The organism is Agrobacterium tumefaciens (assembly GCF_005221385.1).
Lineage (GTDB): Bacteria > Pseudomonadota > Alphaproteobacteria > Rhizobiales > Rhizobiaceae > Agrobacterium > Agrobacterium tomkonis.
In genome coordinates, this window is the sequence record NZ_CP039903.1 from 3,010,431 (window position 1) to 3,028,900 (window position 18,470).

Consider the following 18,470-nt stretch of genomic DNA (forward strand, 5'->3'; position numbering starts at 1 on the left):
AACAACCTGCTTCCCCGGGCCGCCACCGCTCTTCTGGAAGAGAAAGGCAATCTCTCATGTTCGGAATTTCTCCGCTTGGCTGGGTCCACACACTCGGCAGCCTGCCCGCCATTCCCGTGGCCATCTACATGTTTGCCCGTTACGGTCGAATCGTTCCCGGCTCCACGCCGGGTGCAATCTATTTTGTGTCCATGTTGATTGGTGCTGCCACAGCCTTCCTCGTGGCGCATCAGCCGGTCAGCTACGCCATTGGCGCACTCACCATTCTGTTCCTGCTCGCAGGTTACGGAATCGAGCGCATTCTCGGCTCAACGCGCATCGCCAGATATGTTGAAACCATCTGTCTCAGTGTCAGCGCGTTTCTGTTGATGGTGCCGACGGCGACCGAAACCCTGCGCCGTGTTCCGGATGGTCATCCCTTTGTGACCGATTTGAAATCGCCGCTGCTTCTCGGCGTTCAGGCAGGGTTGCTGGCGATCCTCGTTGTCGGCGTGACCGCCCAAATCATCTATCTCGCAAGACAAAACAGAAACGCCGCGAACTAGTCGCGGCGTCATCGTTTAAGTACTGTCGATTGTAGTCGTTATTCCCACTCGATCGTGCCGGGCGGCTTGCTCGTCACGTCATAGACGACACGGTTGATGCCGCGCACTTCGTTGATGATGCGGGTTGCCGCGCGGCCAAGGAAATTCATGTCGTAGGGATAGAAATCCGCCGTCATACCGTCAACCGAGGTCACGGCGCGCAGCGCGCAGACGAAGTCATAGGTGCGGTAGTCGCCCATGACGCCGACGGTCTGTACCGGCAGCAGCACGGCAAAGGCCTGCCAGATCGTGTCATAGAGACCGGCCTTGCGGATTTCGTCGAGATAGATCGCATCCGCCTTGCGCAGGATATCGAGCTTCTCGCGGGTGATCGCGCCGGGGCAGCGGATCGCCAGACCCGGACCGGGGAAGGGGTGGCGACCGATGAAGCTTTCCGGCAGGCCGAGTTCGCGGCCAAGCGCGCGGACCTCGTCCTTGAAAAGCTCACGCAGCGGCTCGACGAGCTGCATGTTCATGCGCTCGGGAAGACCGCCGACATTGTGGTGGCTCTTGATGGTGACCGAAGGGCCACCGGAGAAGGAAACGCTCTCGATGACGTCAGGATAAAGCGTGCCCTGCGCCAGGAACTTCGGTGCGCCCTTGCCGTCGGCGGCGATCTTGGCTGCTTCGGCCTCGAAGACTTCGATGAACAGACGGCCGATGGTCTTGCGCTTTGCTTCCGGATCGGAAACGCCCGAGAGTTCGCCGAGGAACAGGTCGGCGGCGTCAACGTGGACGAGCGGAATATTGTAGTGGTCGCGGAACATGCCGACCACCTGTTCGCTTTCGCCAAGCCGCATCAGGCCATGATCGACGTAAACGCAGGTCAGCTGGTCACCGATCGCCTCGTGAATGAGGATGGCCGCAACCGAGGAATCGACGCCGCCGGAGAGTGCGCACAGCACGCGGCCGGTGCCGACCTGATCGCGGATCTTGCGGATCATTTCGGCGCGATAGGCCGCCATCGTCCAGTCGGATTTCAGCCCGACGATCTTGTGCACGAAGTTGGACAGGAGCTTGCCGCCATCAGGCGTGTGCACCACTTCCGGGTGGAACATGGTGGTGTAATAGTGACGCGTCTCGTCGGCCGCGATGGCGAAGGGCGCGTTTTCGGAGGTCGCGATGACCTCGAAACCTTCCGGCAGCTTCGTCACGCGGTCGCCATGGCTCATCCAGACCGGGTAGCTCTTGCCCTGTTCCCAGAAGCCGTCGAACAGCGGGCTCGCCTTCTTGATGTCGATATCGGCGCGGCCGAATTCCGCCGCATGGCCACCTTCGACCACGCCGCCGAGCTGGGTGCAGAGCGTCTGCTGGCCGTAGCAGATGCCGAGGATCGGAACCTTGCTGTCGAACACCGCCTGCGGTGCACGCGGGCTACCTTCCGCCGTGACAGATGCGGGGCCGCCGGAGAAGATAACGCCCTTCGGCTGAAGCTTCTCAAACGCCTCTGCGGCATTCTGGAACGGATGGATTTCGCAATAGACCCCGGCTTCGCGGATGCGGCGCGCAATCAGCTGCGTCACCTGGCTGCCGAAATCGATGATGAGAATGCTGTCGGGATGGGCTATCTGGGTCATGGCGAGCCTTTAAAGAAAATGGCGGCTTTAGGCAACCCGGAAGCGGGCGTCAAACCGCGGAAATTTGCGAAAATCGCAAGGTTTCAAAGGGTGACTGAGCCATCTTCTATGGCATGGCAAAGCCGGTCGACGGCATCTGCCAGCTTTTCGTCGATGATGTGCAGATATTCCGTCCAGTCGTCCACATGGTTCACATCCGCCTTGCCGTCGGAAATACCGCGCAGACTGACGAGCGGTACGCCGAAGCGCTGGCAGGCTCTTAAAACCGCAAAGGTTTCCATTTCCACCATATCGGCGTCGATCAGTCCGTAAGCCTCGCCCGAAACGACATTGGCGCCGGTGGAAAGCCGCGCCTCGGCAATTTCGGGTATCCGCAAAGGCAAGGCCACTTCGGCGGGCAGATCAAGCAGCGGCGTGCAGCCCTTTTCGAAACCGAAGGCGGAGGCGTCCATGTCGCGATAGGAAACCGAAATCGCCTGATAGATGCCGGTTTGCTCCAATGTTCGCGAACCGGCGGAACCGAGCGAAACGACGAGATCAGGCAGATGGTCCGCCGCATCGAGACCGGCAAGAACGGCCGTGACCGCAATCGCCGCCTCGACCGGGCCGATGCCGGTCATCAATGGCGCGATGCGTGCCTGGAGATGGGGACCGTATTCGGGAGAGGCCGCCATGACGAAAAGAATGGATTTATCCGCAACATGCAAAAGCCGGTAGCTCATCCGGTAATATCCTCGCGACCTTTTACCACCATCATCGTTCCTGTCATTGAGGCTATCAGCTTTGTCGGCCCGTCCGAAAGCGCATAGGCGCGGCCATCGGCGACGATCAGGTTGTTGCCTGGCTTGATGATCTCGCCGCGAAACAGGAACCGCTCGCCGCGCCCGGGCGACATGAGGTTGACCTTGAATTCGATGGTCAGCAGAGAGGCTTCCGGTTCGATGATCGTATAAGCCGCATAGGTGCAGGCCGTGTCCAGACCGGCGGCGATGACGCCCGCATGCAATATGCCATGCTGCTGTGTGAGCTTTTCATGAAAGGGCAGTTCGATCTCCACCAGCCGGTGTTCGATACGGCTGATCTCAGCATCGATGGCCTGCACAACACCCTGCCGCGCAAAACTTCGTTCTATCCGCTGACGAAAATCGCCGGGATCCGTGATCTCCATGGCCTACCTGCCTGCTTTAAGTCCCATCGCAAACTGACATGGCGTGTGGCGGCAGGCAAGGCAAGGCCCGGGCAGGCAGAAATTAGTTCAGAATGCCGATACTCGCATTCAGCACCGTGGCAAAGGCAACCCACAACGCATAGGGCACGAAAAGCCACATGGATACGCGGTCACGGCGATAGGTTAGTGCTATGAAAGCCAAAATGCACACCAGCATCGGAATGATGATGATCAGGGCGCCCGCCGGGCTCTGCATGCCGAAAAAGATCGGAGACCACAGGAAACTCAGCACCATCTGGGTGAACCAGAGGCGCATGCGCGTTCCCATTCGCTTCCTGATCCATGTGCGTGCACCGGCGATACCGATCAACACGTAAAGCGTGGTCCAGACCGGCCCGAAGATCCAGTTGGGTGGATTGAAGAATGGTTTCTGCAGCGATTGATACCATTCGCCCGGCACATTGTTGACGCCGATCAGCGCCCCAATGGCAACAACTGCAACCACGAAAACAACGTACACGGTAAGGTTTTTCATGACGCCTCAACTGCGCCTGCCGGGCTTTTGTTCCCGTGCTTTTTCAGTATTTTAGCTGGAGATACGCACAATATGCTGGTCCCATGCCACGTCGCTGCGCAGCGCCTCGAAAAATCCGTCATAGGAAGAAACCGCAATGCCCCGGGCGGCGGGTGCAACGCCCGCTGCTTCGCGCACGCTCACCTCTGAAACCACCCTCCCGGTTTTTGCATCGAGCGTCACGGCGGCGTTGCCATTGGGTGAGGTCAGGCCCACCAGCCCCTCGCGTCGGTTGACGGCGATGGCTCCGACATAGTTGGCAAGACGCACTGTCGTTTCCTCCGGCAGATCGACGAAAGCCACATCCTCACCCTTGGCGAAGTGGCCGACCAATGGCGGCAGATCGTTGCGCGGTCCCTCATATTGGCAGGCGAACCAGATGCGGCCGTCATCGCCAAGGTCGACGTGGCGGGTGGAAAGCTGGCGCAGCCGGTCCGGCATCGTATGTTTCTGGATCAACTGACCAGTAGCGGCGTCCAGAAGCACGAGAGACGGTTCCATGCTGTCGATATTGAGTTTGGTGCGGCCGAAATCCGGGTGGGTTTCGATGCCGCCATTGGCGATCACGATCAGCCGCCCGTCATCGCTCACCGTCATGTCATGCGTACCGACGCCATGTGCGTCATATTCACCGATGCGGGTAAATCCGTTTTTGGCGTCGTACAACCCGATAACACCGCGATTGCCGTCGAAGTCGTTTTCGCTGGCATAGAGGATCGCCCCATCGGGCGAGAATTGGCCGTGGCCATAGAAATGGCGGTTCTCCGGCGTGTGCATCACGATCGGCTCGCGGTGTTGCGCGGGATCGAAGGCCATGAAGAAGGTGCCGGGCCGGCGCGCGAAGGCCACGGTCGTACCCGTCGCGCGGCTCGTCGCCATTCCGTGGGCGCGGGCGGGAAGCACAACGCGGTCGATGATTTCGCCGCGTTCGCTCACCGTCGCAATGCCGTAGGAGCCGTCACGGGCGCGGAAGGCCGAAGCAAAGACCGCGTCTGCCCGTTCCAGCGCATAAAGTGAACGGGGAGCCAGCGCGGCGAGGAAGGGAACTCCCGCCGCTTTGATGAAGCTGCGCCGATCTATCAGCATCCGTTTGGTGCCTGATATCATCGGGTCAGTCTCCATCGGCGAAGGAAAAGCCGGAACTGAGGCCGATTGCGCCGCCATATTGATCGTTCAAGCGGTAGATCAGGTCTTTGCCATTGAGCAGCAGATAATCCACCTTGGCGCGCTGATCGTCCTGATCCAGCGCCTTTTGCACATCCGTATCGATTGTCCCGGCAACCCGGATCATCGATTTGGCGATGAAGTCGATGGAGTTGACGATGGAGCGTTGATCGGGCGGCACGAGTTCAACCATATCGGCCGTATGCAACAGGGTCTGAACGGCCTTGATATTGGCGGAGATGCTCTTCCAGGTCAGGCCCGAGCGCCAGTAAATGGCGGTGCGGGGAAACTTCGCCTTGTCCGGTCCCTTGTAGAAGGTTTCGATCCGCTGGTCGCGGATTGCCTCGGAGCCGTGTACGAGAATGCCGAGCAGGGCAACCAGCGCCTCGCGCTCGTCGCGAAAGACGGGATTGTCCGCTCCAGGCTGTGTCCAGTTTTTCTGCGCGCCGTCAGGGGCGTTCCAGCTATCGGAAAGCTCAGCTGCCACATTGGCGATATTACCGGCGATGGCCGCGCCGAAGCGGCAGCGGAAATCGCCCTTTTTGTCGAGAAGTTCTTCCGCGCCAGTGCCGTAAAGCACGAATTCCAGCGCGCCAAGCCCCTGTGCCGCGACGCTCTTGCCCTTCAGGCCGTCGGCGCTGGTGACGCTTTCATCTTTTTCCGACAGGTAGCGCTGCACCTGTTTCAGCCCCAGCCCCTTCTTGTCGGGGTAATAAAGAACGCGCTCGAAACGGTTCTGCTCGATGACAGGACCGACCCGCACGATCTCGATGGTCGACCAACTCGCCACCGTATCGGCAAAGGCTGCTTTGGCTGCCTCATCGGTCGTTTGGGAGGGCGAGGCGCAGAAAGCCTTCATGCTGCCTTCCAACCTGTCTGCCGATTGCCGGAAGTGGTCGTAACCGGGGCGAATGAAGCCGTTCACCGCCTTCTCCATGACACCTCGCACCTGTGCGGGGTCAAGCGGCGGTGGCGGCATCAGTTCCACATCCTGTGCCATCGCCGGCTGATTGGTCAAAAGCAGCAGCACGGAAACGAGGCCGGATATTTTTCGCATGGCATTTTTCATCAAAGGGACTCCAGAAAAGCCAGCAAAGCCTGCCGGTCGGATTTTTGCAAGGCGGCAAAGGCGTCGCGCTCTTTTTGCCCTTCGCCACCGTGCCACAATATCGCTTCCGTCAGGCTGCGCGCGCGCCCGTCATGCAGGTAAAAACCGTTCCCATTGACGTTCTGCGTCAGGCCGATGCCCCAGAGCGGCTGGGTGCGCCACTGTCTGCCGTTTGCTTCACCCACCTGCTGGCCGTCGGCAAGCTCCTCTCCCATGTCATGCAAGAGGAAGTCCGAGTAGGGCCAGACCAACTGGAACGAATGCATCGGGTCGGTGGCATTCCGGCGGGTGACGAATTTCGGCGTATGGCAGGCCGTGCAGCCGGATGCGTAAAACAGCTGCTTGCCCTTAAGAACGGTCGGATCACCGGCATTTCGTCGCTGCGGCACGGCGAGGTTTTCGGTGTAGAAGGTCACGAGATCGAGAACCGGATCAGGGGCTTCCACTGGCCCCAGCCGAGGCTGCACGCCGGTCGGCATGGCCAGACAGTCCTTCTGGGCATCGGTGCAATCGCCATAGGGGGTCGGCGCATCCGGCGTGGAGATGCCAATATCGTGGGAGAAGGCGCTGGCGCTTTGATCGCGCACACTTGCATTCTGGGCTTTCCAGCCGAACCGCCCGAGCTTCACCGCGCCGGTGCGATGATCCTTGACCCATGCCGGACGCCCGGTAATGCCGTCGCCATTTTTATCATCGGGATCGGCTTTGGCCAGAATATCGGCGTCGCTGATGGCCTCGATCAGGCCAAGCCCGAGGGTGGGCATCGCGATCCGCGCCGACAGCGTCGTATCGGCGCCAACCGGGCCATAGTTGAGGTCGGCCACGGCATAGGCGGGCTTGCGTAGCATCACCACCTCGCCATCCGAAAGACGCACCGGCATTTCAGTGTAGGAGATGACCGGCCTGCCCTCGGCGGCAAGACCGGGAATGGCAAGGTTCTGCAACTGCCTGCCATAGGTCTCGTCGGGAAAATTCAGCACCTCATGGCGCGCAATCGCCGCCCGTTCTCCATCGTTGCGAGCCGGCCGCGCCAGCCGCAGAAACAGGGAAACGGCGTCTTCTCCGGCAAGAGGCGGGCGGCCCCTGCCGTCCTTCACATGGCAGGTCTGGCAGGATCGGGCATTATAAAGCGGCCCCAAACCATCCGATGCCTGTGTGGAGGAGGGGGAGGAGACCCAGAGCTTCTGGAACAGCGCGTTGCCGAGCTTGAAATCCTGCTTCCGCTCGAAGGACATGCTGGCGGAAGGATGCGAAAATGCGCCGCTGTCGGGTTTGTTGGTGCTGGTTGTCGCGCCACCGGACATCGCCTCGAAGGGCTCCGGTTTCGTAAAATCCGTCGTCGGCGTGGTCACGGCCTGAACACGGCTGCGGTCTTTCTCCGTCAGATCATCACGCAACGGCGCGGCAAGCGTTGCCGATGCCAGAAGACAGGCTGCCCCGGCGAAGAAAAACGGCTTGCGGATCGGCAGCAGTGACAATTCCATGGAAATCAGGAGCACATGGGAGAAACGGGCCGCAGTGCATTGCGGCCCGTCCTGCCGCTTATTTGAAGACGGCGTTCGGGTTATCGAGGCTGTCGGAGCCTTCGAGATCGATCTTGCCGAGATCGAGTGCGGCGATGACGCGTTCAACGGTCTTCGTCTGGTCGATGAGACCGTCGATGGCCGCCTGAACCACGGCGTTGCCTTCCTTGTTGCCTTCGCCGATCATCTGGTCATAGGCCTCGACGGTCTGGGCGCGCTTTTCCATCGCGTGCATGGCGTCGAGCGTCTTGTTCAGCTTCGCCGTCATTTCATCGTTCAGCGCCTTGTCCTTGGCGCCGACCAGTTCGGCCAGCGAGGCGCCGGTCATCTTCGTGCCGTCCACCCGAGTATAGTCGCCGGTATAGGCCGAAGCGATGCCGACGGCGTCGTTCAGATGCGAATTATAGGTATTGTCGGAGAAGCAATCATGCTCCTCTTCCGGGTCGTGCAGCAGAAGGCCGAGCTTCATGCGCTCGCCGGCCAGCTCACCATAAGAAAGCGAACCCATGCCGGTGAGAATGGCGGTGAGGCCGGCTTTCGGATCGGCTTTCACCGTCTTCGTGGCTTCGCCTTCTGGCGCCCAGGCGTCCACCATCTCCTGGAGATCCTTTATCAGCAGGGTGGAGGCGGATTTCAGATAGTCGGCGCGACGGTCGCAATTGCCGTTTGTGCATTTTGCCTTGTCGTAGTCGGTATAGGGACGGTTGCCCGCGCCCGGTCCGGTGCCGTTCAGATCCTGGCCCCAGAGCAGGAATTCGATGGCGTGGTAACCGGTGGTCACATTGGCTTCGACATCACCCGCCTCGTGTAGGCTTTCGATCAGTTCAGGGGTGATCTTGGAGGCGTCGACCTCTTCACCACTGATCTTGATCTTCGGATTGGCGATGAGGTTGGCGACGTAAAGCTCGTTCTCGTCGCTTTCCGTGCCATAGGAACCGTCGACATAGTCGATCAGGCCTTCATCCAGCGGCCAGGCATTCACCTTGCCTTCCCAATCGTCAACGATCGGGTTGCCGAAACGGTAGACTTCCGACTGCTGGTAGGGAACACGCGCCTTGATCCAGGCTTCGCGGGCGGCCTTCAATGTCTCTTCGCTTGGCGTTGCGATCAGCGCATCGATCGCCTTGTCCAGCGCCTTCGCCGTGGTCAGCGAATCCTCGTATTTCGCATGCGCGACATCGGCGTAATGCTTGACGACGGCAGCCGCATCAGTGGCGGCCTGTGCGGGAAGCGCGGTGAAAGCCGCCGATGCGGCAAGAAGCGCGAAAGAGGCGCTGAGAATGGTTTTGCGGATCATGATCCCTCTCCTTGGGCAGGCATGAAAAGACTTCACGCTGCGGCCAGCGAGTTCTGACCCAATCACAAACTTGTGTCAAACATTCTAGTTTAGAATGCTTTGAAACAAGCTCGGTCGGTATTTCGCAAGTAAAATCGCTGCGTGCAAATCGGCTTTTATGCTTTGCGTTTCATCAAGCAGAAGAAGAAACCGTCCGTATCTGTGGTTGCAGGTGTCAGCGTCACTGTCTTTCCGTCGGAGGAATGCGGTTTGTTCGCATTTGCACCGAAAGTCGTCTGCCAGCGCTCCAGAGCCGAACCAATGACAAATTCAGGATTTTCCTCGCAGAAACGCCGGACCTGCTGTTCGTTCTCCTCAGGCAGAACGGAGCAGGTGACATAAAGCAACTCGCCGCCCGGGCGCACGAAACCCTTCGCCTGCGAAAGTGCCTCACTCTGCTGCTGCACGCGTTCTTCCAGATTGCGTGCTGTCAGCCGCCATTTGGTGTCGGGGCGGCGGCGCCATGTCCCGGTGCCGGTGCACGGCGCATCCACCAGAACGCGGTCGAATTTTCCCTGGAAGGGCACAAGCCCGGCGGTACGGTCATGAACCTGCACGTTGCGGGTGCCGGCTCGTTTCAGCCGCTCGATGATCGGCGCGAGTCGCTTGCGGTCGGCATCGAAGGCGTGAACCTGGCCTTTATTGTTCATGCTGGCAGCCATGGCCAGCGTCTTGCCGCCGCCTCCGGCGCAATAATCGAGGATTTGTTCGCCCTCATGCGCGCCGGCGAGATCGGCAACAATCTGCGAGCCTTCGTCCTGCACTTCGAACCAGCCCTTCTGGAAGGACAGTTCGGCGGTCACATTCGGCAGGCGGGAAGGACCTTCGCCGGCGGGGATGCGCACGCCCTGACGGGCGATACGGGTGCCTTCCGCGCCGCTTTCCTCGAGCGCCTTCAAAACTTTTTCGCGGGTTGCCTTCAGCGTGTTGGCGCGCAGGTCAAGGGTTGGCCGCTCATTCAGCGCCTGCGCTTCAGTGAGCCAGTTTTCGCCAAATGCCGTTTCGAAGGAAGATTGCACCCATTCGGGAATATCACCCTGAATATGGGCCGGTGCATCACCGAGAGAGCGGGAAAGAAAGGCCTGCTGCCTTTGTTCGTCTGGCGCGGCGGGGGCGAACTTGTCGCCATCGAATTCCGCCGCCAGTTCCGAAAAGCTTTTGCCCCATTGGCGCAGCAGCACGGCATAGCCCAGCGAGGCGGCGCTGTCGTCATCCATCAGCCAGGCGTGTGACAGCTTCATGCGCAAGGCGTCATAGACGATGTTGCCGATCGCAGCCCGGTCACCGGAGCCTGCGAAACGATGGGCAAGCCCCCAGTCCTTCAATGCATCGGCGACAGGACGTTTGCGCCCTTCAATATCCGCCAATACTTCGATTGCTCCGGCCAAACGCCCGCCCAAACGCATTGTCTACCTCATTTTGCTGATAAGCCCGGTTGGTAGACGCGAATGGCGGCGAGGGCAAGGCTCAATCGGCCTTGACGATCTCGTAGCAGACCTTGGCGGTGCCGGAACTGATCATGCCGATGTTTTTGGCGGCAGCCTTGGAAAGATCGAGAACGCGACCCTTGATGAACGGACCGCGGTCATTGATGCGCACCACCACGGCTTTGCCGTTGCGCGCGTTGGTTACCTTGACCTTGGTGCCGAACCGCAGCGAGCGGTGAGCGGCGGTCAGGTTGGCGGCGTTCATACGCTCGCCCGAAGCAGTCTTGGAGGTCAACGCATACCACGATGCGCCTCCACAACCATTTGCCGCATTCGCCTGAAGAGGCGCGATGATGGAACAGGCGGCTATAGTTGCAGCGGTGAAAGTTATACGACGGATATTCAACAAACTGTGCTTCCCTGAAAATCGGCCCCGCGCCGATTGATTGTGCCCTTGCTAAACGACCATAAACTGGCCTGAACGCCTTTTGATGCGAGATTGTAGGGCGAGGGAAAAATGGCGAAAAAAAGCTAAGCTCAAATCACGAAGTGTTACAGGCTGTAATATTCGTGATCATTAGCCGGAACGGTGTCCGAGTGACGGGTGGACACCAAAATGGAAAAAATAACGCAGAATCAATGCGCAATCGAAATGCTGTTGCAAGTCACGGCTTCGTGAATCCACTTCACGAAATGTGAGTGAAATATTTTTCTAATTGCTATGATTTTAGTGAATTTTGTTTGGTTAATAAAGTCCTAATTGACCAAAATACGACGAAAACCATCCGAAAAAGTGGGTTTGGAAGGATTTTTCATCGTTTTTAAAGGCCCGGTTTTCAGCCCCGCCAGAGGCCGGATTCCCACAACTGCGTCAGCGAGATTTTGTACTCCGGAAAGTCGAAATTGAAGCCGAGGCTGCGTATTTTAGCGTTGGAAACACGCTTGTTCTCGCCGTAGAAGGAGCGCGCCATAGGGGTCAGATCGGCGGTTTCGAATGCCTGTTCGGGCGGCGGCTCCACACCCATCAACGTGGCGGCGAAGCTCACCACATCCTGCGGCGGGCAGGGTTCGTTATCGGTGACGTTGAAGATGCCGCGTTCATTCTTGCTCGCCAGAAAGGCAAGTGCCGCACCAATATCCTCGACCCGGATGCGATTGAACACCTGATCTTTCTTTACCAGTCTGCGTGCCGTTCCCTTCTCGAAATTCATGAAGGTATTGCGTCCGGGGCCATAAATTCCGGACAGACGAAGGGTGACAAGCGGCACATTTGTTTTTTCGGCAGCTGCCGCCCAGGCGGTTTCAGCGGCCACCCGCTCCACGGAACGGGCGGAGACCGGGCGGCAGGGGCTCTCCTCATTCACCCATGCGCCGTCATGGTCGCCATAAACGCCGACGGTGGAGAGATAAGCCATCCATTGCAGCTTCGGCAGGAACCGTTTCAGATCGCTGCCCAACAGCGCCAGCAGCGGATCGCCTTGCCCGCCAGGCGCAATGGACTGGACGAGATGTGTGATATTGCCCATCGCGGCGATGAGATCGTCATTAAGATGAACGCCATCAAAAAGGAATGGCGTCATGCCTGTGGTTTCGAGGTTCGGGAACTTATTCTCACTGCGCGTTGTACCGGAAATAGTATCAGCCGCGGATTTCAGTGCGTTTGCGATGGCTTTTCCCGAATATCCCGCGCCGAAAATCATCACATGCATGCGTCACGCCTCTGCCAGTTGCCATTCCATTGCCGCCTCCGGGTCAGATTCCGGCGCACGGGTGGCAGAGTAAGTACGGAATTCCTCCCTGTCCATAAGATGCGACAAAGCCCATGCGGCCATACCACGCACCTCCGGCGAAGGGTCGGTTTCGGCAAGTGCCTTGCATTGTTCCACGAATTGCCGGTCGGCGGAGTTTCCCGCCGCGATCAGCACATTGCGGATAAACCGGTTGCGACCGATGCGCTTGACCGGGGAGCCGCTGAAAAAGCTGCGGAAGGCGGCATCGTCGAGCGTCAGCAAGAAGGAAATGGAAGGTTCCTTCAGATCCTCGCGCGCCTGCAATTTCATCTCGGAGGCGCTTGCCGCAAACTTGTTCCACGGGCAGGCGGCAAGGCAATCGTCGCAGCCATAGATGCGGTTGCCAATCATCGGCCGGAATTCGTGCGGGATCGGCCCCTTGTGTTCGATGGTGAGGTAGGAGATGCAGCGGCGCGCATCTAGCTGATAGGGAGCGGGGAAGGCGGCCGTCGGACAGGCATCGAGACAGGCGCGGCAGGAGCCGCAATGATCCTTTTCGGCCTCATCAAGACAGAGCTCGGCGGTGGTGAACATGCTGCCAAGAAACAGCCATGAGCCGTGGGTGCGGCTGACCAGATTGGTATGTTTGCCCTGCCAGCCAAGCCCGGCGGCGGCGGCAAGCGGTTTTTCCATCACCGGCGCGGTATCGACAAAGACCTTCACATCCTCACCGGCGCGTGCGGCAAAGCGGGTGGCAATCTCTTTCAACCGGCCCTTGATGATGTCGTGATAATCGCGATTGCGGGCATAGACCGAAATGGCCGCCTTGTCCGGTTTGGAAAGCAGGCCGCGCGGGTCTTCCTCCGGGCCATAATTGAGGCCGAACATGACGATGGAGCGCACATCGCCCCACAGCGTTTTCGGCTCAGCCCGGCGAGCCTCCGTTTCTTCCATCCACGCCATCGTGCCGTGGTAACCCTTCTCGAGAAACAGCCTCAGCCGTTCCGGCGCCAGCGGAATGCTGTCCGGTGTGGTGATGCGGCAGAGATCGAAGCCAAGCGAAAGCGCTTCCTGACGAACGAAATCCGTCAGTTTGCGCGCGCGTATCCGCTGCTTGTCGCTGGCAACGTCGATGGCCGTTTCTCCCGAGGGTTATTCTGCGACATATATATGCTCAACGCGGGCCGCAGCAAATAACCGGGAAGGCGACGCTTTAAAAATCCAGGTCGGCGTAGTGGGAGGAAGGGGCAAGGCGCGGAATGCGCTCGCTCAGGAACGGCCGGAAAGAGGGACGGGATTTCAGCCGCTGATACCATTCCTTGGCAATCGGCGCCTCGAGCCAGTTGATCTCACCAAGATAATCCAGCACCGAAACGCCAGCTGCGGCGGCAAGGTCGGCATAGCTCAACCGGTCGCCGGCAAGCCATGTTCGCGAACCGGCCAGCCACTCCAGATATTTGATGTGCTGGCGGATATTGTTGCGGGCAGTGCGCAACAGCTTGGAATCCGGCGGACCGCCACCCTGCGCTGTCGTCATCTGCAATTTATAAACCCGCTCCCGCACCAGCGGCCGGGTCACGTCATTTTCCATCTTCTGCAGAAACCACTCGGTCAGGCGGCGGATTTCCGCCCGCTGAAACGGGTCTTCTGCCAGAAGTCGCCTGTCGCGCTTCAAAACCCCATGCGTTTCGTCAAGAAACTCGGCAAGCACGTAAGGCCCGCTCAGCGAGCGCATATTGTCATCCAGATAGACCGGCAGGGTGCCGGCCGGATTGAGCGCCAGAAACTCCCGTCGTCTTTCCCACGGCTGCTCTTCCACGAGATCGGTCTGGAACCCGTATTCTGCGAGGATCAGACGAACGAACCGGGATGCGGTCGACATCGGAGAATGAAAGAGAGTTGGCATCGGTACTCAATTTTTACGATTGGTTGTCATGATCGGCATTTGCCGGAAAACTTTTTCAGTTTCGCTTCATCAAGACGCTATAAGAGCTTGGCTACTTTAAAACAAGTTTAACGCAATTGCTTTCCTTTGCCGCTTTCCCCTGAAAAAAGGATACCTCATGGGTGACCAATCGATCATCAGCGCGCTTCTGCTGGGCATTATCGAGGGTCTGACGGAGTTTATTCCCGTTTCCTCAACGGCGCATGTGCTGCTGGCCGGGCATTTCCTCGGCTTCAAATCACCCGGCAATACCTTTGCCGTTCTTATTCAGCTCGGCGCGATCCTCGCAATCCTTCTTGTTTATTTTCAAAAACTTATATCGATCGCACTCGCTTTGCCGACAAGCGCCAAGGCGCGTCGCTTCGTGCTGGCCGTCGCGCTTGCCTTCCTGCCGGCGGCGGTGATCGGGGCCTTAGCGCATGACTTCATCAAGACGGTGCTTTTCGAAACACCAATGCTGATTTGTGTCGTCCTGATCATCGGCGGCGTCATATTGCTTGCTGTCGACCGCATGCCATTAAAACCAAAATATACCGACATCATGGATTATCCGCCGTCGCTCGCCTTCAAGATCGGCCTCTTTCAGTGCCTTGCGATGATCCCCGGCACCTCCCGCTCCGGCGCCACAATCGTCGGCTCGCTGCTGATGGGTACGGACAAGCGTTCCGCTGCCGAATTCTCGTTCTTCCTGGCAATGCCAACCATGCTCGGCGCTTTTACCCTCGATCTCTACAAGAACCGCGATGCACTGAGCTTCGATGATGGCGCGCTGATTGCCGTCGGTTTCATCGCCGCTTTTGTCTCCGGCCTGTTCGTTGTGCGCTCGCTGCTGGACTTCGTCTCGCGGCGCGGTTTTGCACCTTTCGCCTGGTGGCGCATCGTCATCGGCTCGCTGGGGCTGATAGCACTTCTGGTTTTTGGTTAAGCCAGTGAATGCCGGCCTTCTTTAATGGCCTGACCGAAAACGAAAAAGCGCCCCGGAAAACCGGAGGCGCTTTTTCTTTGAAGCTTGTAGAGGCTGATCAGTTGGTGCTGATCGAAGCCGTTGCGCAGGGATCGACGCCGTAAGCGGGAGCGCAACCGCTCTTACCCGCCGCAACCGTTCCCGGCGCCATGAAAGAACCCGCCAGAACCACCAAAGCCGCACACGCAAAAAAGAGTGCGATAGATCTGCCCATTTTATGATTGCCTTTCAGACGTTCGTTCGCGCGGATGATGCCGCCGTGTGTGAATTGAGGGTCCGGGATATGTTTGGAATGTGGCCAATATCAATAAAGGAGCTTGCTGAATACCGGGTTAATGCGAAGTCTTTTCCACAGTTGCGCTTGTGCCACGCTTACCTGTTGCGGCCAGATAGCCGTTAACTTTTACCCGGCTTTGCAACGCCGTCCGTGTTGATGCTGCACCTCCCCTTCAGTTGAGGGAGAAATGCGCCAATAGCGGTTTGGTTGCAATTCAATCGCGCAAAAACAAAAAGCGGGAATGGCTCCCGCTTCCGTTCAAAATGGCGATGCCTGAAGTGCAGTTTCAGGCGGCTTTTCCGGCGTTGGAGAACTGACCATGTGTGCGGTACTGCACCATGTAGGAGGGCAGAACCGAAGCGACACGAACGGGGTTGATGCCGATGCCTTCCAGTGTCAGGCCGTTCTTTTCCGCCTCGCTGGAAACGACATTGTCCTTTTTCAGCATGGTCACCTGATCGGCCGTCAACGGTGGCGTGATGAGCGGCACCAGTGAAGCGATCTTGCCGATCATCGAGGCGACGCCAAAAGGCAGATTGATGAAAGGACGCTGACGGTAAGTTGCTGCAAGAACAGCCTCAAGACAGTCGCGGAACGTCATCACGTCCTGACCGCCAAGTTCGTAGATAGCGCCGGGCTTCAGCTTGCCATCGACGCTGCGGGCAACCGCCTCGGCGACATCCTCGACATATACAGGCTGGAATTTGGTTTTTCCACCGCCGATCAGCGGCAGGAAAGGCAGGCTGCGGGCCATCTTGGCGAATTTGTTGAAGAAATCGTCTTCCGGTCCGAAAATGATCGACGGGCGCAGGATCACCGCGCCTGGCAGAACGGAATGGATGGCGGCTTCAGCGCGGCCCTTGGTGCGGCCATAGCCGGTCTGCGAATTTGCTTCCGCCCCGATGGCGGAGATATGCGTCAGCGTCGCGCCGGCGTCGCGGGCGGCTTCGGCAATGGCCTTGGCGCCGAATTCCTGCACGGCGTCAAAGGTGTTGCGGCCGCTTTCGGTCAGGATGCCGACGCAATTGACCACGTGGTCTGCATCTTCGACGGCTTTGATTATGGAGTCGCGATAACGCAGGTTCGCCTGGGCGAAGGAAATCTGGCCGACATTGCCGAGCGGCTGCAGGAAACCGGCAAGATCCGGCCGACGCACGGCAACGCGGATGCGATAACCGCGCTTGGCGAGCATTCTCACGACATGCCGCCCGACAAAACCCGAACCGCCGAAAACGGTGACGAGGGGTGGAAGGTTGGCCAAGGTCATGGGAGGCTCCTCAGAAGCTGTCGATAAAGCGTTTTTCAGTCTCTTAGCCCAAAGCCGCGCGCGCGTGAAGAGACGTTGTCGCAAGGCATGGCCAAGGTTTTACAAATCAGCCAAGTTTTGCAAATCGGCCAAGTTTTGCAAATCGGATTGAAGGTCGTCAAATTCCTTCAACGATCATCATATCGGTATCGGCGATGTCCTGACGAATTTTGGCCGCAGCCTGGTATTCGGGGGAGTGGTAGCAATCGATGGCGTGTTGCACCGAGGGGAACTCGATCACGACGTTGCGTCCGCGCGCCTTTCCTTCCAGTTCGGTCAAAGCGCCGCCCCGCGCGAGGAAATTGGCGCCAAACCGCTCGAAAGCGGGCTTCGCCGTCGCGACATAATCTTTATAGCGCTCGTTGTCGCGTACATCGACGTGGGCGATCCAATATCCCTTTGCCATTTCATCTCCTCCTATTGTCGTTACTGATTGGCCGGAAAGCTGGCGCGCAGCATGTCATCGAGAATGGCGCGGGCTGCCGCCTTCGGGTCTTCCGCCCTGACGATCGGACGGGCGACGACCAGATGGCTAGAGCCGGCCTTGATGGCATCGTAAGGCGTCATCACCCGCTTTTGGTCGCCGAGATCTGCTCCAGCCGGGCGAATGCCGGGGGTGACGACAGCGAGGTCCGGGCCGAGAATTTCGCGCACTGCCGTCGATTCCTCGGCCGAGCAGACGATGCCGCCCATGCCGGCCTCACGCGCCTGCTGCGCCCGGCGCAGCACCAGCGAACGGGCATCGGAGGCGTAACCGGCTTCCGCCAGATCGCTGTCGTCCATCGAGGTCAGCACGGTGACGCCGAGCAGGCAGAGACCGGAACCTTCGGCCGCCTTGACCGCGGCGCGCATGGCCTTCGGATAGGCGTGCAGGGTCAGCATCGACATGCCCATGCGGGCGATGTTTTCGACACCGGATGCGACGGTATTGTCGATATCAAGCAGCTTCATGTCGAGAAAGACCTTTTTGCCGCTCTGAACAAGGTCACGCGCAAATTCGAGACCGCCTGCGAATACCAGCTGATAACCGATCTTGTAGAAGAGAACCTCGTCGCCGATTTTCGAAACGATGTCTTCGGCCTGCTGCACAGTCGGAACGTCCAGCCCGACGATGAGTTTTTCGCGCGCGGTCATTGTCTTATCCCTGCCATGTTTCCATTGGCGTCCAGTCGCATGTGGGAGACGCGGCTGCAAGTGAAAACTCGGCGATGGGAAAGCGGAAAAGATTGCCGCCGCCCGGAGGCTGGTCCTTGGCGCGGCTGATGCCACGACCTTCAATATGGCATTTTAACAGCGTGCCCACGCCGCCATGGCCGACAAAGGCGATAGGCTGCTGTGGTTCGTGCCTGTCGAGAACAGCTTTGACCGCACCGATGATACGGGCCTGCGCGTCGATCGCTCTTTCCCAACCGTGAAAGCTCTCATCAGGGTGGGCAAAGAACCAGTCCGCCGCCTTTTCGAATTCCGGCGGCGGCAGGAAGCCGGTGGCGGACCGGTCGTTTTCATGCATCGCTTCGATAATCTCTATCGCCGCACCGGAGGTTTCCGCGAGGATACGGGCGGTTTCGATCGCCTTGGTTTCGGCGCTGGAAACGATGCGCCGCAATGCCCGCGCCCAGGGGAGGCGGCTTGCCTCCCGCGCCCGCTCGGCACCCCTGTCCGAAAGCCCCCAATCAGGAACGGGAACCATCGGATCGATCTTGACCTGAGGATGGGTGATATAAAGCGCGTGCATGAAACCGGTCCTCAAAGGCAATGGAAAGGGCAAACCAACACCCTAACCATCC

General features: G+C 58.9%; 20 protein-coding genes. 3 read left to right on the forward strand and 17 right to left on the reverse strand.

Going from position 1 to position 18,470, the window contains the following annotated elements:
* Positions 1-56: 56 nt before the first annotated feature.
* Positions 57-545 carry a hypothetical protein gene (locus CFBP6623_RS15010; protein ID WP_046799256.1) on the forward strand — a complete coding sequence of 163 codons (489 nt, stop codon included), beginning with the start codon at positions 57-59 and terminating at the stop codon, positions 543-545.
* Between the two features lie 38 nt (positions 546-583).
* Here CFBP6623_RS15010 and guaA read toward each other — a convergent pair whose 3' ends face one another.
* From guaA to CFBP6623_RS15075, 13 genes are all read right to left on the reverse strand, one after another.
* Positions 584-2,161 (reverse strand): glutamine-hydrolyzing GMP synthase, encoded by a 1,578-nt coding sequence (guaA, locus tag CFBP6623_RS15015; RefSeq protein ID WP_046799257.1) that lies wholly within the window; start codon positions 2,159-2,161, stop codon positions 584-586.
* Positions 2,162-2,244: 83 nt separating this feature from the next.
* Positions 2,245-2,883, reverse strand: a complete 639-nt coding sequence (locus tag CFBP6623_RS15020; RefSeq protein WP_046799258.1) for a 5'-methylthioadenosine/S-adenosylhomocysteine nucleosidase — start codon at positions 2,881-2,883, stop codon at positions 2,245-2,247.
* Positions 2,880-3,329 carry a PaaI family thioesterase gene (locus tag CFBP6623_RS15025; protein ID WP_046799259.1) on the reverse strand — a complete coding sequence of 150 codons (450 nt, stop codon included), beginning with the start codon at positions 3,327-3,329 and terminating at the stop codon, positions 2,880-2,882. The genes CFBP6623_RS15020 and CFBP6623_RS15025 overlap by 4 nt, the downstream gene beginning before the upstream one ends.
* Before the next feature lie 82 nt (positions 3,330-3,411).
* Positions 3,412-3,864: a TspO/MBR family protein gene (locus CFBP6623_RS15030; protein ID WP_046799260.1), complete on the reverse strand. Its 453-nt coding sequence runs from the start codon at positions 3,862-3,864 to the stop codon at positions 3,412-3,414.
* A gap of 51 nt (positions 3,865-3,915) precedes the next feature.
* Entirely contained in the window at positions 3,916-5,010 is a 1,095-nt protein-coding gene (locus CFBP6623_RS15035) for a DUF1513 domain-containing protein (protein ID WP_046799261.1), read from the reverse strand.
* Between the two features lie 4 nt (positions 5,011-5,014).
* Positions 5,015-6,136: an imelysin family protein gene (locus CFBP6623_RS15040; RefSeq protein WP_046799262.1), complete on the reverse strand. Its 1,122-nt coding sequence runs from the start codon at positions 6,134-6,136 to the stop codon at positions 5,015-5,017.
* Positions 6,136-7,659 (reverse strand): di-heme oxidoredictase family protein, encoded by a 1,524-nt coding sequence (locus tag CFBP6623_RS15045; protein ID WP_080842732.1) that lies wholly within the window; start codon positions 7,657-7,659, stop codon positions 6,136-6,138. Before CFBP6623_RS15045 ends, CFBP6623_RS15040 begins: the two co-directional genes overlap by 1 nt.
* A 58-nt stretch (positions 7,660-7,717) precedes the next feature.
* Positions 7,718-8,995: an imelysin family protein gene (locus CFBP6623_RS15050; RefSeq protein ID WP_046799263.1), complete on the reverse strand. Its 1,278-nt coding sequence runs from the start codon at positions 8,993-8,995 to the stop codon at positions 7,718-7,720.
* Between the two features lie 155 nt (positions 8,996-9,150).
* Positions 9,151-10,440 (reverse strand): RsmB/NOP family class I SAM-dependent RNA methyltransferase, encoded by a 1,290-nt coding sequence (locus tag CFBP6623_RS15055; RefSeq protein WP_046799264.1) that lies wholly within the window; start codon positions 10,438-10,440, stop codon positions 9,151-9,153.
* Between the two features lie 61 nt (positions 10,441-10,501).
* On the reverse strand, positions 10,502-10,870 hold the full coding sequence (locus tag CFBP6623_RS15060) for a septal ring lytic transglycosylase RlpA family protein (protein ID WP_035219318.1): 369 nt from the start codon (positions 10,868-10,870) through the stop codon (positions 10,502-10,504).
* A 427-nt stretch (positions 10,871-11,297) separates the two neighbouring features.
* Entirely contained in the window at positions 11,298-12,170 is an 873-nt protein-coding gene (locus CFBP6623_RS15065) for an SDR family oxidoreductase (protein WP_046799265.1), read from the reverse strand.
* Positions 12,171-12,173: 3 nt separating this feature from the next.
* Positions 12,174-13,325 carry a tRNA epoxyqueuosine(34) reductase QueG gene (gene queG, locus CFBP6623_RS15070; RefSeq protein ID WP_080842385.1) on the reverse strand — a complete coding sequence of 384 codons (1,152 nt, stop codon included), beginning with the start codon at positions 13,323-13,325 and terminating at the stop codon, positions 12,174-12,176.
* Positions 13,326-13,404: 79 nt separating this feature from the next.
* Positions 13,405-14,097 (reverse strand): glutathione S-transferase family protein, encoded by a 693-nt coding sequence (locus tag CFBP6623_RS15075; RefSeq protein WP_046799268.1) that lies wholly within the window; start codon positions 14,095-14,097, stop codon positions 13,405-13,407.
* A gap of 157 nt (positions 14,098-14,254) precedes the next feature.
* Between CFBP6623_RS15075 and CFBP6623_RS15080 the strand changes: the two genes are divergently transcribed.
* Positions 14,255-15,061: an undecaprenyl-diphosphate phosphatase gene (locus tag CFBP6623_RS15080; protein ID WP_046799269.1), complete on the forward strand. Its 807-nt coding sequence runs from the start codon at positions 14,255-14,257 to the stop codon at positions 15,059-15,061.
* An 8-nt stretch (positions 15,062-15,069) separates the two neighbouring features.
* The gene (locus CFBP6623_RS27205) at positions 15,070-15,204 is read left to right on the forward strand and encodes a hypothetical protein (protein ID WP_269747842.1); all 135 of its coding nucleotides are present in this window, start codon (positions 15,070-15,072) and stop codon (positions 15,202-15,204) included.
* A gap of 459 nt (positions 15,205-15,663) precedes the next feature.
* On the opposite strand, the gene CFBP6623_RS15095 is transcribed toward CFBP6623_RS27205, so the two are convergent.
* From CFBP6623_RS15095 to CFBP6623_RS15110, 4 genes are all read right to left on the reverse strand, one after another.
* Positions 15,664-16,644, reverse strand: a complete 981-nt coding sequence (locus tag CFBP6623_RS15095) for a complex I NDUFA9 subunit family protein (RefSeq protein WP_052820221.1) — start codon at positions 16,642-16,644, stop codon at positions 15,664-15,666.
* Between the two features lie 157 nt (positions 16,645-16,801).
* Positions 16,802-17,089 (reverse strand): DUF1330 domain-containing protein, encoded by a 288-nt coding sequence (locus CFBP6623_RS15100; RefSeq protein WP_046799271.1) that lies wholly within the window; start codon positions 17,087-17,089, stop codon positions 16,802-16,804.
* A 20-nt stretch (positions 17,090-17,109) separates the two neighbouring features.
* Positions 17,110-17,817: an orotidine-5'-phosphate decarboxylase gene (gene pyrF / locus CFBP6623_RS15105; RefSeq protein ID WP_046799272.1), complete on the reverse strand. Its 708-nt coding sequence runs from the start codon at positions 17,815-17,817 to the stop codon at positions 17,110-17,112.
* 4 nt (positions 17,818-17,821) lie between these two features.
* A complete protein-coding gene (locus CFBP6623_RS15110) occupies positions 17,822-18,418 on the reverse strand; it encodes a histidine phosphatase family protein (protein ID WP_046799273.1) in 597 nt (198 codons plus the stop codon).
* Positions 18,419-18,470: the final 52 nt, after the last annotated feature.

Bases quoted from the DNA above. Each gene is read 5' to 3' on its own strand.
- CFBP6623_RS15010 (WP_046799256.1), top strand. From the start codon at position 57: ATGTTCGGAATTTCTCCGCTTGGCTGGGTCCACACACTCGGCAGCCTG.
- guaA (WP_046799257.1), bottom strand. From the start codon at position 2,161: ATGACCCAGATAGCCCATCCCGACAGCATTCTCATCATCGATTTCGGC.
- CFBP6623_RS15020 (WP_046799258.1), bottom strand. From the start codon at position 2,883: ATGAGCTACCGGCTTTTGCATGTTGCGGATAAATCCATTCTTTTCGTC.
- CFBP6623_RS15025 (WP_046799259.1), bottom strand. From the start codon at position 3,329: ATGGAGATCACGGATCCCGGCGATTTTCGTCAGCGGATAGAACGAAGT.
- CFBP6623_RS15030 (WP_046799260.1), bottom strand. From the start codon at position 3,864: ATGAAAAACCTTACCGTGTACGTTGTTTTCGTGGTTGCAGTTGTTGCC.
- CFBP6623_RS15035 (WP_046799261.1), bottom strand. From the start codon at position 5,010: ATGATATCAGGCACCAAACGGATGCTGATAGATCGGCGCAGCTTCATC.
- CFBP6623_RS15040 (WP_046799262.1), bottom strand. From the start codon at position 6,136: ATGAAAAATGCCATGCGAAAAATATCCGGCCTCGTTTCCGTGCTGCTG.
- CFBP6623_RS15045 (WP_080842732.1), bottom strand. From the start codon at position 7,659: ATGGAATTGTCACTGCTGCCGATCCGCAAGCCGTTTTTCTTCGCCGGG.
- CFBP6623_RS15050 (WP_046799263.1), bottom strand. From the start codon at position 8,995: ATGATCCGCAAAACCATTCTCAGCGCCTCTTTCGCGCTTCTTGCCGCA.
- CFBP6623_RS15055 (WP_046799264.1), bottom strand. From the start codon at position 10,440: ATGCGTTTGGGCGGGCGTTTGGCCGGAGCAATCGAAGTATTGGCGGAT.
- CFBP6623_RS15065 (WP_046799265.1), bottom strand. From the start codon at position 12,170: ATGCATGTGATGATTTTCGGCGCGGGATATTCGGGAAAAGCCATCGCA.
- CFBP6623_RS15075 (WP_046799268.1), bottom strand. From the start codon at position 14,097: ATGCCAACTCTCTTTCATTCTCCGATGTCGACCGCATCCCGGTTCGTT.
- CFBP6623_RS15080 (WP_046799269.1), top strand. From the start codon at position 14,255: ATGGGTGACCAATCGATCATCAGCGCGCTTCTGCTGGGCATTATCGAG.
- CFBP6623_RS27205 (WP_269747842.1), top strand. From the start codon at position 15,070: ATGCCGGCCTTCTTTAATGGCCTGACCGAAAACGAAAAAGCGCCCCGG.
- CFBP6623_RS15095 (WP_052820221.1), bottom strand. From the start codon at position 16,644: ATGACCTTGGCCAACCTTCCACCCCTCGTCACCGTTTTCGGCGGTTCG.
- CFBP6623_RS15100 (WP_046799271.1), bottom strand. From the start codon at position 17,089: ATGGCAAAGGGATATTGGATCGCCCACGTCGATGTACGCGACAACGAG.
- pyrF (WP_046799272.1), bottom strand. From the start codon at position 17,817: ATGACCGCGCGCGAAAAACTCATCGTCGGGCTGGACGTTCCGACTGTG.
- CFBP6623_RS15110 (WP_046799273.1), bottom strand. From the start codon at position 18,418: ATGCACGCGCTTTATATCACCCATCCTCAGGTCAAGATCGATCCGATG.